This is a genomic window from Candidatus Nitrospira salsa, assembly GCF_965152625.1.
Genome location: NZ_CBCUCO010000002.1, coordinates 1,640,820 through 1,656,862 on the forward strand (window position 1 = coordinate 1,640,820; position 16,043 = coordinate 1,656,862).

The following is a 16,043-nucleotide window of genomic DNA, read 5'->3' on the forward strand; positions in this document are numbered from 1 at the left end:
TTACTGAATACGTTGCCAATCGTTCCGCGAATCATGAATAAAGAATTCCCTGGAGGCCGGATCGAGAGCCACGAGATTGATCCAATGATTGCCGATGAGGCGTTGAAGAATATCATGCCGAGCAATGATCATACTAATTCGTTCACGCGGTGCCTCGATAATCACGAACAATCGCATCGGTTCGTGATAGGGTTTGTCTCCATCAAGAACTGTTTGGACTGGCAAGCCAACACAGATATCACTTTGGGATCCATACATGACCCCGACACGGCTGACCACATTGTGATAGACCTTGCTCCCGGCACCATACACGTATGGGTCCACCGTGGAAAAATAATGCTCCATGTTGATCCAATTGCCTACGATCATCGGCGCGGTCATGATGATTTCCAAATATTTTCCCGCCTCGTCTTGCGAATAATCGTACGAGTGTAAAAACGTTCGCCCTTCAAGATCAATCCCTTGCGTAAGAAGTCGTCTTCCCACAATAAATGTGGTATGTCGAGAAAGGCCCCACTCGGGCCGAACTTGAGACCAATCGATGCTGCGTTGTTTTGTCCGTTCAGCGGCCTCATCCAATGATTCGCAGCCTTTGTCGTCGGGCAAGCGAGTAAGCCGTTCCCGACTATTGCGGCGAGTGGCTTCCGACAGGTCGTGTTGCAATCTCAGTAAATCTTTGCGATGGGTGGCCGGGACATCTTCCAAGTCAAACAACTCAACTTCGTCTGTCGTGGTGTCGTGTTGACCAGGCAGGAAATGCGTATCAGGCGGAATATGAATGCCTTTTTGCGCCAGAATTTGTCGCACCTGTGCTTTATTGGCCATCGAGGCAAACGTGCGTGCATTGGAGACCCCGTGGTTTCCTCCACAGGCTCCACAATCTAACGCCGATTCAAATGGATTGTTATCTGAAATGCTGCCGTGACCGCATAAGAGAAAGAGTCTGGAGAATGTTTTTGTGGATCCAATAGCCCGAAGAGCGGTTTCCACAAAAAGCGCTTGTTCCGTGATGGTAAATCCCGTCTGCGTGATGCGATGCATCCGATTGGTAACGGCGCGGTCGTGTACACCATACTGGCTTCGCAAGTCTTCAATAAATTGCGTGTAGTCAGATTCCGTCCACTGGAGTCTGCTGAGTAATTCCTCGTCCTCGACCGGATCAAAGGCCATTTGGTCCAATGCTTGCTTGCGTAGTCGTTCGACTTGGTCATGAGAAACAGCCATTCCTGGTCGGCCGCATCGTTCGATGAGCATGCGATAGATCGCTGCGCGGTGCTCTGAGGCCACCATTTCCTCTGCTTCCTGGGCGGTCAACTTGTCAACAGTCAACGTCGTCCCTAGAGGAATGTCAAATCGCTCTGAAAACCAGGACGTGATCCGTTTAAACCACAAGGGGCTCAAGGTTTGACCAAACAGCCGAAATCCGAAAAACCAGCCAATGGCTTCGACCATGATATAGGGTGTGATGACATTCTCTTTTAAATCATGAAGCAGGGTATGCCCGGCTTTGGCTAATTGCTGTCGTTCCAAAAATTGCTGAGCCGCCTTGCCTTGATAGGCTCGAGGAATTTCTTTGATAACATGCTTGGGCTTAAGCAGCACCGGACATTGATCGGTTTCCAACTCGCTACCAAACCCCTGATAGGAAAGAGGAACGCCAAAAAATCCGGCAAATCCAAAAGTCTCATTCCCTCCGACCTCTTCGAAATGTCGACGAAAACCTTCGGACCGAACATCGATGCAGAAAACCCCTTGAGCCAACGGACGTGATTCAGCGGGTTCTTCCTCTGACTCATCGATTTTTGCGAGCTTCTCAAGATTCGGAGCAAACCCTGGGAGAAACCCTTTGATGAACGAGAGTTCAAAAGCATTTAGCCAAATTGGCCCATGGTGTAACTCTGGAAACTGCGACACCCATTCCAATAGTCCGACCAACGTTTCTTGAGGACTCGCGATTAATTCGTTGACAGAGAAGTCAAGGGATTTGGCGAGATGCAATGCAATTAAGGCCTTTTGGTGAATGTCTTGTTCTCGGCGAATGGACTGCCATGTTTCACTGATGCGGACGGCACTTTGATCCAATTCAGCAATCGGTAAGGGGTGTTGAACCAAATATGAAAGCCCAAGATCCTCGACAATCTTTTCCGGCAAACCTGTGAGCTTCCATTCCTTGTACAGTCCATATCCAGAGGGGTGGCTCTCGAGATAAGACTGAATGGCGGGGTAGGTTCCTGGAATGCCAAGCTTGTCTTGGCAAGCCAATGCGACCAGTTCTTTTTCGTAAAACAAGCGCACCGCGAGGTATTTAACCAGATCAATGCGATTGGCATTTTGCCATTGATAATCCAGTTGTTCAGAACGCCACTTGATGAATCCAGCCCATCCTGAAAGCTGGGCAAAATGCATGGTGAAATAATCCATCCACAATTCACGAGGGATGGCCATGGCCTCGAGGCATTCGATAATGGCATCTTCTGGACGATCCGGAAGATGTTGAACTTTTGACTGCCATTGTGCAATGCCTAACATCGAACCAGACTGATCTCTCTGGGCTAAGGCTTTCCATCCACCATAAAAAGCTTCTTCTCGAAAAGGCATAGACCAGGGAGCATGCCCTTCATCCAAAAAACCGCCACACCATTTGATGAGTTCATAGTTCGTGAGATCCTGAACCGTGGTGCCCAGTGTTTGATCGCACCAGGCGGAAAGGATGTAGGACGACCCAAGTTTCTTTCGCTCCGAAACGGCATGATCATTGAACGAAAACGTCGGTGGGTTAGCTTGGTACAGCACGTGGAGTCTCTCAATGAGCATCTTCACGTCCTTGTCGTCTTGATGCTCTTGCAGAAGGGCTGAGGCGACATCCGGAGCGGTGTATCCAGTTCCATTGATGAGAATAGAGCGCAATGCTTCGAGATGAGAAACCTTTCGATTGCTAATAGCGATGAGTTGATTGTCACTCTGATCTTTTAACGCTTCATCAATGGCATCTAAGGTAATGCGTCCTTGCTGGTAATAACTCCGATATTCGGTATTGGTGAGATATCCTTTGCCACCAAGAAATCTTGTTCCTTCCTTTATGGCCTCATCAAATGACAAGTGTTCTAATCCGTGCAGAGGATTGTGGTGAATGAAGGTTTGCATCGGCCAGTAGTGGGAAATGGGCTCTCCCGCTAATTTAACCAGCGAGAGAACTTCCGTTCGCTGTCCGCCTCTTGATTGTTCGATTTCTCTTACTTCAGCCACAATCAATACTCTTTAAAAAAATAGTCCTGTAAAACCGGCTGCAGCAATCAGCAGACTCAACGCGCTGATTTCCCCTGTGGTCAAATCCGTGTAGGGAATATCCGGTCTGGCTTTTCCAAAAGCCGTTTGATGCATTAAATGTGAAAAATACCAACTTCCCAACATCCACACGAAAAAGATGATGAAGCCAATGATGACAAGGGAAACATCTTGATGGTCCGTTGTCGGCAGGGAAGGCAAGCCTGACAATATCGGAACAATCGGAAGCACCACAGCGATGCTAATCAGAATTATCAACATCACTCCCAGTCGCGGCATGACTAAGGCCAAGCCTGGCAGGGTTCCGATGGTATGTGAGCCAAACCGTTGTTGAATGCAGTGATACGTGAATAGCAGACCCGTCATCACGAAGGCAATGGTCACCCCAAATGGTATGAGCCATTGGGAAAACGTCGAGAACACGGTAGACAGTCCCCACAACAAGGAGACTTGGGCGATGGTTGCATAGGTGAGCAATGGCCGAATTTGACTTTGCCCTAAGCACTTTATTGAGGAATACAGAGCACTGACTAAGGCTAACCAGGAAATCGTCGATAGCATGCCTTCAGACAGGGAAGTTTTGAGTTCCATGAGCTCAGCCAACCCGAGAGAAAGGAATACAGTCGTCCATAAACCGGACATGGCTCCAGGAGAAGAACTCACGAGTGAAGCGAACGAGACATGCAACGGAGGAAGAGGGATGAGTATCGCTGTGACAAACAGCCCGGCGACCATGGTCATAGAATCATCAGAGAAGGAAGCCACGAGGGTCAGAACAATCGCTAATGCAAATTGAACGAGACTGATCGTTTTGAACGAGGCGGTCTTGCGCGACTTCAAAAGAGAGTAGGCCGCAAACCCAAGAACCCCAACGAGACAATATCGATTGATGGGCAAGGGTGTCAGTAACGTTCCAACTCCAAGCCCCGACACCACAAGTATTTCAACTAGTGCCGTTGACGCATGTTTTGAACGATGTTGTCCGACGAAAGCACACAGCGCTGAAAGAAGAATCGCAACAGCTAATATACTGGTATCTTCAACGTTCATGACAGTCGCAAATGTTTTCTCTTCTTAAGCTTTAATACCGGTGGGCGATTTTTTGAGCCCATTGAAAGAGCGCGTTTCCCCACCTCATGTAAATGAAATCCACATACAGCCGGTTAATCAACAACACATACAATTTTTGCAGTATGGCTTGTCCCTTCTCTGCATTGAAAATCTTTTGTCCTTTGGCACCGGTGTAGGCATAAATCCACCCAACGAAAATTAAGACTGTGGATACGACAATGAGCATATCAAACACGATTGGATTCAAAGCCGCAGCAAGGAAGAAGCCATCTGCCACTCCCGGTTCGGGGTACAGAAAATGGGTAAACGCTTCCCCTGCCCATAAATAGGTAAATCCAATGAGAAATAACGCGGCAATCATCGCACTCGCCACTTTCCAGGAAGCCACGGCATGTAATCGATACAAACTGAAAATCGCTTGCGAGGCGGTCACCCAACTAAAAAAGAGAAAGATCACGGCCCCATGAGCATCTTCAAGCGGGACTTCCAATAGATCATGCGCCACCATCAAAATAATCAGCGGCATAATCAACGTCACGAGCATTCCCGTGATCCAAGTGGCTTGAGCAGGAAGTTTCGTTGGCGCATGACTGGAAGATTCAGGAAACTTCGGTTCGTGACGAGCGGCGTGAATAACATTGCCCGCACTGAGAAAGAGCGAGGCTTTGAAAAGCCCATGCGCAATCAGATGGAAAATAGCCAACGCAAAGGCACCAAGCCCACATTCCATGATCATATAGCCCATCTGGCCCATCGTGGAATACCCGAGCGTTTTCTTAATATCATTTTGGACGAGCATCATCGAGGCTCCCAAGACCACGGTCAGGGCGCCAATCACAAAGACGACATGAAGCGTGTTGGGTGAAAGCGCATAAAGCGGTGCAAGTCGATTGAGAAGGAATCCTCCTGCGTTGATGATCCCTGCATGCATCAGGGCTGAGACCGGAGTGGGAGAATCCATGGTATCCGGCAACCACACGTGCAGAGGAAATTGGGAAGATTTCGCTATGGCTCCAACAAAGATCAGCAACGTAATGATAGCGACGACATTTACGTCGAAGAGATTTCCTGGCAGCAATGAAATCATGTGAGATTGTTGTGTCGCCCGCTCAAAGAGTTCGTTAAATTCAAGCGTGCCGAAATATTTGTACGTCAGAAAAATCCCGCAAAGAAAAGCGACGTCTCCGATGCGATGCACCATCAATGTCTTAAACGCATTCTGGTAGGCGGGCACATGCTCATAATTAAACGCAAGAATCAGATACAGGGTCCAACTTAGGAGCTGCCAAAACACAAACAGCATTAATAGGTTGGGGCTGGAAACCAGCGCAAGAATGACAAAGGTCATGAGACCCAGTAAGGCAAAGAATCGAACATAGCCTGAATCGCCCTCCAGGTATCGAACAGAATACACATGAATCACAGTGCTGACGCTGGTGATGAGTACCATCATCACTGCTGTTAGTCGATCAACGAATATACCAACCCTGAACAAGTCGGAAGCTTGAGACTGAATGGGCCAGAGGGTCACATGAATGGGTTCGCCTGTCCCCACAATGTATAAGGTCACAATAGAGAGGAGACAGGCGACGCTCGTCGCCAAAATTCCGATGGTTGGCACATGGGATGTCAAACGTTTGCCGCCCACGCTAATCGCGAAGCCAGCCAGCAACGGAAGAAGTGGAATAAGGATAGCAATACTCATACGGGAATTGACTTACATTACCACATTACGATTTCATCGCAATCATGTTTCACAGGACAATTTCAGAGTTGTCGATTTACCCAACGGTCGCAGATGATGATATTTCAAACTACCCTACAGGCATAAGTCCAAGATTCTCAATTTATCAACCATAGCTGGTCCAGTTCGCAACTTGTTTTTGGACCTAGACAAAGAAAGAAGGTCGGAAATGGTAGGCAGGACCACTGAGCATGGAAGCTAAACAACTGAATGACGAGTTCAATAAATGAATAGTTCCTATGGGTCTTTCGCGTACAAGAAATGGCTGGAAGCATCAAAAAAGGAAAAAAGAATTTGATGCGTACCTAAACTCAATAGTTTTTTTGCGAGAGAGCGATTGCGTGTTGATAACGATGAAGACAAAATACAGTTTGCTAAATGATATATTTAAAAGCACCTATCAACGATTAGGACAAAGTGACGAGTGAACCAAATTATTGATACCTCATTGCCCCTATATTAGCAGGTCTTTCAGCCTATGCCACTCCTCTCACATTTCCACCCTTACAGTGCAGTTACCAGCCCCTTTAGAACTAGACGTGATAGAGCAAAAGCCCCAGATATGACAGCAACCTCGGGCCGTACTCAAGTACGAGTCCTACAATGATTCTTCTGTGATTGTCGCGTGGCGAATAACTTCCATCTATAACATTCCCCTGACAAAAGCTCATTTTTGTTGTTTTCACCTAATGATGATGGACTCCGGGGAGAGAAACTTAGAACGAGAGCAAATCCAACTACGTGCAAGTTAAGCAGTTGGAAAATGCCAAAGAGGCAGGAGTGTTTAAAATTTCAACGGAAACAGAAAAAGCCATCCTTGATGACTGCAGCAATATTCGGAGGTGAGGAAATCTGAGGGGTCTGAAATCTTACGCTCGCTGACGATGAATGACATGATTCAGATCACCGACCCTAAACCAGCGATACCCGTATGACTCGATCGGCATTTTATGAATGCCCGAATGAGGACTGCGACTTTCTTCCTCTGCCAGTAAGTTCACTAATCGTTCTTCCCCCTGAACGCCTGGACAAATTCGAACTTCGTGCGGCTTTTCATCGAAATTATGCAACACGACTAAGGAATTACCCCGCCAATCATACCGCATACCGAGCACCTTTGACGAGCCGGTGTGAAGTATTTTCCAACTGCCCCACCCAATCTCTGGGCATTCTTTACGCAAACGGATCATCCGTGCCGTCCAATTCAGTAGGGAGTCGGGATCTCGCCGTTGCGCTTCAACATTAATCTGCTTGTAATGATAGACACCGGAATCAATGACGGGATGAATGGTGGTCTCTGCCGTTGAAAAGCCTGCCTGCACTTCATCGGACCATTGCATGGGAGTACGGACAGCATCGCGCTCTTTTAACGTCAGATCATCACCCATGCCAATCTCATCGCCATATCGAATCACGGGCGTACCAGGAAGAGAAAAGATCAGACTGTAGGCCAACTCAATGTGCCGTCGATCTCCTAACATCGGCGCTAAACGCCGCCGGATACCCCGATCGTAAAGCTGCATACGCTTTTCAGGACCGAATCTCGCATAGACTTTATCTCTCTGAGCTGATGTCAGACGGCCGAGATCAAGTTCATCATGATTCCTGAGAAAGTGCCCCCATTGAGCAGTCGGGGGAAGATCCTTCGTCGCGTTCAACGCCTTCACCAAAGGGGCGATATCCGATGTGGCCAACGCATAAAACAGGTATTGATTCACGAAGAAATTGAACATCATGTGGATACCATCTTCATTTTTTCCGAAATATCGACGATTTTGCTTGGGTAAAACATTAGCCTCACCCAAAAGAATGGCATCGCCACGGCGCCACTGTAAAAATTTTCGCATCTCACCAAGATAGTGATACTGCATCACGGGCTTCTTTTTACCGGGTGCGGGTGTTTCAATAATGAAGGGCACAGCGTCCACACGAAATCCTGCCACTCCTAACTCCAACCAATAACCCATAATTCGCCTGATTTCCGTTCTCACTTCAGGGTTATCCATATTCAAATCTGGCTGAAAATTAAAAAAACGATGGAAGTAGAATTCACGAGCCTCCTTGTTATACGTCCATGTTCCTTTTTGAACACCAGGAAACACCATTCCCTGATTCCAGTCCGACGGACGCTTTTTCGACCACACATACCACGAGTAATGCGGTGAGTCTTTATCACGACAGGCATTCTGAAACCATTGATGTTGATTCGACGTATGGTTCACCACCAGGTCAATGATCACCTTGATGCCACGCCTCTTGGCTTGATGCATGAACTCCACAAAGTCCCCACTCGAACCATGACGAGGATCGACGCCGTAATAATCCGCAATATCATACCCATTGTCACGGTTTGGGGAAGGTTGAAACGGAGAGAGCCAGATTGTTTCAATTCCTAAAGCATGCAAGTAATCGAGCCGCCGTGTCAGTCCCTCAAAGTCCCCCACCCCATCCCCATTGGCATCCATGAAGGTTTCGAGGTCGAGACTATAAATCACACTATTTTTATACCAAAGATCTTCAATCATTTGAGTAATGACCTCCTTCTCTTGTGATGAGAAAATCATTGAATCATTCGAATATCGAATGTTCCGACCAGTCCATCGGTAATCTTGCCGGTTGGATCTTCGTGGTACTCAAGTATCAATTGTTCTTGTTCCTCACGGGACAACCGCGGGTCACGCAGAATAAAATCCTTCTCAAGCAAACTGTGGTTCACCTCATGGTCCATTTGAAGATTGGCTCCCTTAAAATAGGTTTGGGTCACCATCTGTGGATAGCCGGGGGCACTAATCATGAGATGTAAGTGGGCCGGACGGAATCCCCCGTACACCGGATAAAACGATGGAAGAATCGTCTTAAACGAATATTGTCCCTGCTCATCCGTGATCGCACGACCCCAGTACTGAAAATGTGGATCATGCTTACGGTCGACAGGTCTTTTTGTTCGCGGATGCGTATAGGTCTGATTGTCGATGTCGCCTTTGTGGTTGTAGCGCCCATACGTGTTGGTCTGCCATAAAAGAAGAGTGGCTCCTGCTAAAACTTCACATTTGCTCTCCAATTTCTCTCCCATCGGTCGCTGCCCTTGGAGTTGACCACGGAGATAAATGACCTGCCCTTGAGCTTTCCCTTTTCGCCCTTTGACAAACGTCAAATCATTATCGCTGCCTTCCACAATCGGTAAACTGAGGTCAGGGCTTTCCCGAATGGGATCCATGACATCCTCATCGTCAGGAAACATGGGACCTAACACCTGCCGTGTGGTCGCTTTCCCACCACAAACTTTTGAAATATCAATAATTTTGGCTAATGCTGGAGTCGCCAAGAGGACACCCGCTACCCCGAGGCCCATCTTAAACAGATGACGCCTGGATAAATTGGAATCGTTCGAGTTCATAAGTAACCTCCTACGTGAGAATGACGTTAGAAGAGTGATACACCCATAGTCTAGGGTATTTCCTCAATCATGGCCAACCGTCTCCCTTGCCATAAGGTATTAAGCATTTAAAAGTTGCAAGTTTTGGAAATGTACTGCAGGAACGATTAGTCTGGACGACCTCATTACTGCCTAGATACCGGCCTAAATCTCCTCCTGCTGCGGACAGTCATTCATGCGGGAGCGTCAGTTTATATGCGTCGTTACGCTAAAAGAAACAGAAGGTGGCACGAAATATGTCGCCCATGTCATGCATAGCACGCCGGACCAGATGAAGGCGCATAAGGAGCTGGGCTTCCACTAAGGTTGGAACACAACAATCACGCAACTCGAAGAATTGCTGAAGCAGGAAGAGGAATAAAAGATGTCGAAGCAGAAGCAAGCAGAAGCAAAAATGTCCGTGCGCGTGACTCGCTGCTTCAATTTTCCGGTAGAACAGGTTTTTGATACTTGGCTCGATCCGGACAAGGATGGTAAATTTTTCTTCAAACGCTGGATGGCGTAATGACGCGAGTGTAAATTAATACCTGCGTAGGCGGAAAATTTACCATTGCAGAAAATGGGAAGAAGGTGAGATAGATCATGTCGGTGAATATCTTGAAATCAACCGCCCACATCTTTTGTTTTTTACATTTGGCGTTCCCAGATATTTAGAAGAGATGGCCGTTGTAACGATTGACATTACCTCGGAGGGACACGGATGGGAGTTGAACCAGCTCCATGAGGACGTGCTGCCGGAATGGGCGGAACGCACACAAGAAGGATGGGGTAAAATCCTTCAAACACTGAATACGATCTTATAAGCCAGCTTTGAATAATGATTTACGTGTATGGAAAGGAAAATAAGATATGACCGAACTTGTCACCTGCCTGTGGTTTGACCACGGTGAAGCAAGCAAAGCGGCGGAATTCTACGCTGCTACGTTTCCCGATAGCTGTGTGAGACGGGTGAACACCGCGCCTTGCGATTTCCCCGGTGGACAGGAAGGTAATGAATTGACGGTTGAATTCACTGTACTTGGGCGGTCGTTCATCGGCTTGAATGGTGGGCCGAATTTTACGCCTGACCAAGCTGTAAGCTTTATGGTGCTGACCGACGATCAGGAAGAAACTAACCGCTACTGGAATGCAATTATAGAAAACGGCGGTAGCGAGAATGATTGCGGTTGGTGTCAAGACCGTTGGGGGTTCTTCTGGCAGATTACGCCAAAGTTGCTAATGAAACTGACGACAGGTTCAGACCGTGACAAAGCGAAGCGTGCTTTCGATGCGATGATGACAATGAAAAAAATAGATATTTCCAAGCTCGAAGCCGCAGCGATGGGAAAAAGTTAAAGAAAAATAGAAAGGGAGACTAAAATAATGACTTATGTAGACGGGTATGTGGCGGCCAGGCTAAATCTTTTAGTTTTTCAATACTTCGCAAACAAATCTGAGAATTTTTAGTTCCCAAGAGGGAATTTTTCATAGAGCATACGAGTTGGTTTCTAAACAAGGAAAAGAGATATGGCTAGTGACAGCGATAATCCTGACCGGGATTTAGAAAATATGGACAGGCAGGAACTGATTGCCGAAATCAAAAAAATGCGCGCGGGCATCCGTACCCACCGTGATAGCAGTGGGCATGATCTCTGCTGGCACCATCCAAAATTGTGGGGCTTGTTGCCTGAAAAAATAAACTCGGCCATAGCGGTACCTCCCTGGCCACAATTTCTCAGAGGTTGCGTAAAATATCGCGAATCACTGGAAATAGAACGTCCCGATGCACCTGTCCATAACAAGGAATTCGATGAATGACAAACAACAAAAAGACTGAAGAATACGAGTTGCGGCTGGAGCGTCTGCTGGACAGAGCCTAAATTACTGGAGCAATGGTTCGGCCCCCCATCCTGGAGAACTGTAGTTAAAGCTTTAGATCAACGCTCCGGTGGAACGTCTCATATCATCATGTGCCGCCCGGACGTTGAGGGTTCCGACGGGGAAGGCGTGTTTTTGGAAGCCGTTCCGCAGCAGCAGCTTGTTTTCACCATCGCCTTTACTACCGCCTGGAACCCCTTTCACCAACTCGTGGTCTTCCCTTTCATGGTTACTGTTATAGAGGTATCCGATGAAGGCGGCTAAACTCGTATGTCGTGCGTCCACTGCACTGGACCGAGGAGGCGCTAAAACAACATGAAGAAATGGGTTTTCTTGATGGCTGGGAACAGATGGCCGGTCAATTTGAAAACCTCGCCCGGACACTCTGAATGGAATCCGGATGAGATCACCTGAAAGATTTACTGGAGAATATTAACAAAGGGAAGGAACCGAAAAATGACATATGTAGAAGGATTTGTGTTGCCGGGGCCGAAAGGCAAGTTGGAGGCTTACCGCGGGATGGCGGAAAAAGCCGGAAAAATCTGGATGGAGCACGGAGCGCTTTCCTATAAGGAGTGTGTACTGGAAGACGGCGAACCTGAAATGCCGGAAGACGCGCCTGAAACATGCAAGATAACGCCCTTTACTGATCTAGCGAGAAAAAGGGGACATTTTCCTTTTTGAACAGCAAATTGGTGTCAGGATCAGACCTTCCGAGGTTGTCCACAAGGTCAGGTTCGCCGCAAATCCCAACTGCGTAACTGTCCGTTATGTCCATTCCTTCCGCCCAAACGGCATGTCACGATTGAGCACATGATCGCAGAGGCCTCCAATAGGTGAACGGGAACTTTATAAAACTAGTCTTGACCCCTATTATTGGCGTATGTCCTTGTCACAAACACAAATCATTACCGCACCACAATCTGGGCACTCATACTTACGAATTAGCTCAAACTGGTTGATACAGCGAACCTTTTTATGATGGCACTTTGACAAAGAGATCTCCTCGCCTTCTAGGTAAATATTAAGTGGACATCACTGAAGCGGTCATTAGAGAAGCACCGAACGAAGACTAATCTTTGATCTCATATCGCACCAGAATTTTTTTCAGTTATTGAAGCTCTTAAATATTCATCAGAAAGATTGATCATTGGAAATCTCGATCATTTGCTGCATCAGGCAGGTACCGATCCAGCGTCGCAAACACTCCCGCCGACTTCCAAAGATCACGATTACCAATCACATACATTGAGTCCTTTGCTCTTGTGACAGCAACATTCACAAGATTTGGCCGGCCACCAGCCCAAGTACGTGCTCCATTCTGAGATGACATTTGCGCGCCAAGCACGATAAATACGATCCCGGCCTCGCGGCCCTGGACAGTATGAACAGTACCAACATGTTCCCAGACCCATGAGTTTGCGTTCCCCACCCAATTATCCAGAACACGGCTGTTCAAGATTTCTCTTCTCAGATTATCCTGAACAATCACAAACGGCGTTACTACATAGAGGTCAGGCTCAGCGCCACCATCTTTCAGCTTACGTAGCATCTCGATCAAAACAACAGCTTCAACTGCACACCACTTGTCTGGTCCTGGTTTCCCGACAATATCGACCCAAGATGATGGGCCGAGGATCGGGTTAATTGGCGAAGATTTCTTCGCCTGAACCATTAGATTGGAGTAGGCAATCTCGTTCGAAATATCGAACATCGGATTATTGCAGCGCCTATGTACGAGAAGCGGCGCACCTACGTTGCGATGTCCGCTACCAATGGGGAACTGAGCGCAATACGTACTGGCAGCGTCAGCAACCGTTTGGACTGATGCTTCAGGGGCGTTGTATTTGAACGGGTCAATTCCGAAGAAGGCACAGACCTCTTCAGTCAGGCTATTTGGCAACGTTACAACGGGTTCAATTTGTAACGGGTCGCCGACAACAACTGAGTGTTTGGTTCTTATCATTGCGCCGACACAAGCCTGCGGAACAGCTTGTCCAGCTTCATCAACAAGCAACCAACCAAGAGCTTCAGGCGCAAGGCGTGAGAACATTCGGTGCACGGAGGCAAAGGTCGTAGAAACCACTGGCACAACAAGAAAGAACGACGCCCATAGGTCAGCTATGAGTGAATCTTTTTGAAGCGTTCCAAGCGAACGCGTACCGAAAGACTCAATGAATATAGAAAGATTTTGACGTAATGGGTCCGCCGCACAATCGATGAAGGCACGATGTAGCTTCATTGCTGCCTCAAAAACATCATCTCTCATACGGCTGGCAGCAGCATCTAGCCATACGCTTGAGATTTGCATCTCTTCATGCGGCATTGCGAAGAAATCAGCATCAGGAATGGATGCGCCAAGATCTTCCTTTAGGTTCTTGGTCTCAGCCTTAAGCTGAACTTGTTCTTGCTCCAAGGTTACAATCTTCGTCTTCAATTGCTCGATCTGCTTCTTCTTAGTGGTGAGCAACGTATGCAGATCATCATAGCCTTTCTTGGCTTTTTCAAAGGCACGTTCAGCTTGTTGAGTGGTTTTTTCAAACGCCTGTTGTTCCGATAACCATTGATGATATCTTCGGCGTTGGAAAATCCTTGAAAAGAAACCAGGACGTGAAGCGGCATGAGTATCCTTTGACTGACGAGTTGATACCTGCAGTGTCTCAGTTCCCTGCACTGGTGCTTGAGCCAGGCCAAGTTGTTCTTCCAGAAGTATAAATTCTTCCGCCAGCAAAGGCTGCTGTGATACCAGATCGTTAATTTCACCAGCAACAGAGACAAGCCGTACGATTTGCACATGTATATGTTGAAGCTCCTCTTGTTTCTCTGCTGATAAGCGCTGCGCCTGCAAAAACTGAGACCGAGCTTTCTCCCAACGTGCAGAAGCCTCACGGGGATTAGACGGCGGATTTTCAGAGTCGATTATCTTCCTGTTTCGCCTAATAGGAGCGCCGCCTTCTTGTGGCTCAGATACAATCTGCGGGATACCGCTTACATGGTTCAGATACGCTGATAGGCCATTCTCATCGTCGCGCCAGAAGCTTTCTGAGAAGGTGTAGCGGTTGCTGGAATTCCCTAGGACGGCAGCAATCGTCCCCCAAGTCTTGCGGTCAAGAACGTTATCCGAGATCGCCTTAAAGTATCTAAGTTCCGGTGCATCATCAGCTATAGCATCTAAGGCAGGCAATTCAGCACTAACATTCTCTACGGCCTTATTGTTAGATGAAGTCACAATCATCTCAAAGCCTTTGAGACGATCATCGAGTTTGTGGAGCGTGATCTTCGCCCCGCTTCTTTGAAGCGTTTGCGATGTTGAGGTGAAAGCATCGGCGGGCTTTTGATACGAACTCATGACAATTGCACGCTCAATGATGCGCGCGGCAACCACATCTCTCAGGAGGGTTGTCTTACCTGTTCCAGGCGGCCCATTCACAGCAAGGACGCCCGTTTTCATCCGACTTGGATGAGTAGCATTCACCGATGCCTGTTGAAGAAGAGCAAGCGGAAATCGTCCGTTTCCGGGCCAACGCCCAACTGATGTTAGCGCTGGTTGTAGGAGGTCCTGAAGACCGACATCATCCTTTAACAGGTCAGTTTTTCGAGCAGGTTTCTCCACACTCAAATAGTGCTTTAGTGCGTTTGGAAGTCGCCCTTCTTTTGCCAGCTCTCTTGCAGTGGCAAGATCCTGCATGAAGAAGGAATTCAGCAAACCTGGTTCTGGCGGCGTTTTGCTGGCAAAAAACTCATAGCGTCGTATAGCGAAATATGGCGGTTTCAATTCCAACGCGCCCAAGTCCATTATTTTTACCAGAACTTCAAACAGTTCGCTGATGCGCGTTTTGTTCAAGGGAAGAATGTCACCTTGATGATCTTTTTTCACAAGAGGTTTCTTCAAGGCCTCTTTCAAAGCTCTTTCGTGATCGGGCCAATCCGCCAAGGCTTTCAGGTCACCTTTCAGCGCAATCGGCACACCCCAAGCAAAACTTGAGATCGCAAAAGTGCTATCCTCATCTAAGGGACGTCCTTCCTTATCAATTAGGATACTGGCAACAGGACTATATCCGCCAACACTAGGCTGATCAGGTCGCTTGTCGGCATAAACTTTGAGAAGGCTTTCAACGGCAGGGCTTAGTACGACAGCACCTAAGATCAGTTCATAATAAAGACGTTTATTCTTACGGGATTTTTCACCCCGTTCCCAAGGAAGCTGTTTCTCATCGAGTTGCGCAATTTTATACTTATCGCCAGCGACCAAATCGGTTTCACGACGATAGGCCTGGGTCGATAAAACTTCGAGCGCTGTCCAAGAACGCAAAATATTTTGTGGGTCATTGGTAATGGCGGGTTTAGGACCGACTTCAACTTTGGGCGGAGGCATATAGACTTGTGGTTCTTCAACCACGATAGGAATAACTTCATCTTCGTTCGGCATTTCCAACGCTTCAGCACTCTTCTTCGGTAACTTTCGTGGAGTGACTTCACGAGGCACCTCGTTTCTAGCGACAATCTTGTTTTTTAGATTCTGCGCACGCTTCGTGCTCCGATGCGTAAGTTCATACAATAGCTTCTGACAGAAAGCTGGATCAGCGAGGTTGTTCTGATATGCTATTTCCAGATCAGAAATAGATTTATTGAAAAATGGCCTGCTCATTA

Annotated in this window: 12 protein-coding genes; 6 read left to right on the forward strand and 6 right to left on the reverse strand. The window is 47.5% G+C overall.

The annotated features are described in order from the left end of the window. The 5 genes from ACWQXP_RS09355 to ACWQXP_RS09375 all read right to left on the reverse strand — a co-directional run bounded on the left by ACWQXP_RS09355 (position 1) and on the right by ACWQXP_RS09375 (position 9,497). Positions 1-3,246, reverse strand: a complete 3,246-nt coding sequence (locus ACWQXP_RS09355) for a DUF2309 domain-containing protein (RefSeq protein WP_454062554.1) — start codon at positions 3,244-3,246, stop codon at positions 1-3. A gap of 12 nt (positions 3,247-3,258) precedes the next feature. After that, complete coding sequence (locus tag ACWQXP_RS09360) at positions 3,259-4,335, reverse strand: proton-conducting transporter transmembrane domain-containing protein (protein ID WP_454062555.1); 1,077 nt, start codon at positions 4,333-4,335, stop codon at positions 3,259-3,261. A gap of 31 nt (positions 4,336-4,366) precedes the next feature. Next, a complete protein-coding gene (locus tag ACWQXP_RS09365; RefSeq protein ID WP_454062556.1) occupies positions 4,367-6,061 on the reverse strand; it encodes an NADH-quinone oxidoreductase subunit 5 family protein in 1,695 nt (564 codons plus the stop codon). 908 nt (positions 6,062-6,969) lie between these two features. After that, positions 6,970-8,625, reverse strand: a complete 1,656-nt coding sequence (locus ACWQXP_RS09370) for an alpha-amylase family protein (protein ID WP_454062557.1) — start codon at positions 8,623-8,625, stop codon at positions 6,970-6,972. 35 nt (positions 8,626-8,660) lie between these two features. Beyond that, positions 8,661-9,497 carry a dioxygenase family protein gene (locus tag ACWQXP_RS09375; RefSeq protein ID WP_454062558.1) on the reverse strand — a complete coding sequence of 279 codons (837 nt, stop codon included), beginning with the start codon at positions 9,495-9,497 and terminating at the stop codon, positions 8,661-8,663. A 403-nt stretch (positions 9,498-9,900) separates the two neighbouring features. Between ACWQXP_RS09375 and ACWQXP_RS09380 the strand changes: the two genes are divergently transcribed. The 6 genes from ACWQXP_RS09380 (at position 9,901) to ACWQXP_RS09405 (ending at position 12,077) form a co-directional block, all read left to right on the forward strand. After that, positions 9,901-10,041 carry a hypothetical protein gene (locus ACWQXP_RS09380; RefSeq protein WP_454062559.1) on the forward strand — a complete coding sequence of 47 codons (141 nt, stop codon included), beginning with the start codon at positions 9,901-9,903 and terminating at the stop codon, positions 10,039-10,041. A 37-nt stretch (positions 10,042-10,078) separates the two neighbouring features. After that, on the forward strand, positions 10,079-10,339 hold the full coding sequence (locus ACWQXP_RS09385) for an SRPBCC family protein (RefSeq protein WP_454063015.1): 261 nt from the start codon (positions 10,079-10,081) through the stop codon (positions 10,337-10,339). 46 nt (positions 10,340-10,385) lie between these two features. After that, on the forward strand, positions 10,386-10,871 hold the full coding sequence (locus tag ACWQXP_RS09390; RefSeq protein WP_454062560.1) for a VOC family protein: 486 nt from the start codon (positions 10,386-10,388) through the stop codon (positions 10,869-10,871). A gap of 171 nt (positions 10,872-11,042) precedes the next feature. Continuing rightward, complete coding sequence (locus ACWQXP_RS09395; RefSeq protein WP_454062561.1) at positions 11,043-11,333, forward strand: hypothetical protein; 291 nt, start codon at positions 11,043-11,045, stop codon at positions 11,331-11,333. A gap of 66 nt (positions 11,334-11,399) precedes the next feature. Next, positions 11,400-11,657, forward strand: coding sequence for an SRPBCC domain-containing protein (locus ACWQXP_RS09400; RefSeq protein WP_454063016.1), 258 nt, complete (start codon positions 11,400-11,402; stop codon positions 11,655-11,657). Between the two features lie 192 nt (positions 11,658-11,849). Next, positions 11,850-12,077 (forward strand): DUF1428 family protein, encoded by a 228-nt coding sequence (locus tag ACWQXP_RS09405; protein ID WP_454062562.1) that lies wholly within the window; start codon positions 11,850-11,852, stop codon positions 12,075-12,077. A gap of 463 nt (positions 12,078-12,540) precedes the next feature. Here the strand turns inward: ACWQXP_RS09405 and ACWQXP_RS09410 are convergent, their stop codons facing one another. Then, positions 12,541-16,041, reverse strand: coding sequence for a DEAD/DEAH box helicase (locus ACWQXP_RS09410; RefSeq protein ID WP_454062563.1), 3,501 nt, complete (start codon positions 16,039-16,041; stop codon positions 12,541-12,543). Between the last annotated feature and the right edge of the window lie 2 nt (positions 16,042-16,043).

Coding starts and splice junctions, on each gene's coding strand:
- ACWQXP_RS09395 (WP_454062561.1), top strand. CDS start 11,043: ATGGCTAGTGACAGCGATAATCCTGACCGGGATTTAGAAAATATGGAC.
- ACWQXP_RS09365 (WP_454062556.1), bottom strand. CDS start 6,061: ATGAGTATTGCTATCCTTATTCCACTTCTTCCGTTGCTGGCTGGCTTC.
- ACWQXP_RS09375 (WP_454062558.1), bottom strand. CDS start 9,497: ATGAACTCGAACGATTCCAATTTATCCAGGCGTCATCTGTTTAAGATG.
- ACWQXP_RS09405 (WP_454062562.1), top strand. CDS start 11,850: ATGACATATGTAGAAGGATTTGTGTTGCCGGGGCCGAAAGGCAAGTTG.
- ACWQXP_RS09380 (WP_454062559.1), top strand. CDS start 9,901: ATGTCGAAGCAGAAGCAAGCAGAAGCAAAAATGTCCGTGCGCGTGACT.
- ACWQXP_RS09360 (WP_454062555.1), bottom strand. CDS start 4,335: ATGAACGTTGAAGATACCAGTATATTAGCTGTTGCGATTCTTCTTTCA.
- ACWQXP_RS09390 (WP_454062560.1), top strand. CDS start 10,386: ATGACCGAACTTGTCACCTGCCTGTGGTTTGACCACGGTGAAGCAAGC.
- ACWQXP_RS09410 (WP_454062563.1), bottom strand. CDS start 16,041: ATGAGCAGGCCATTTTTCAATAAATCTATTTCTGATCTGGAAATAGCA.
- ACWQXP_RS09370 (WP_454062557.1), bottom strand. CDS start 8,625: ATGATTGAAGATCTTTGGTATAAAAATAGTGTGATTTATAGTCTCGAC.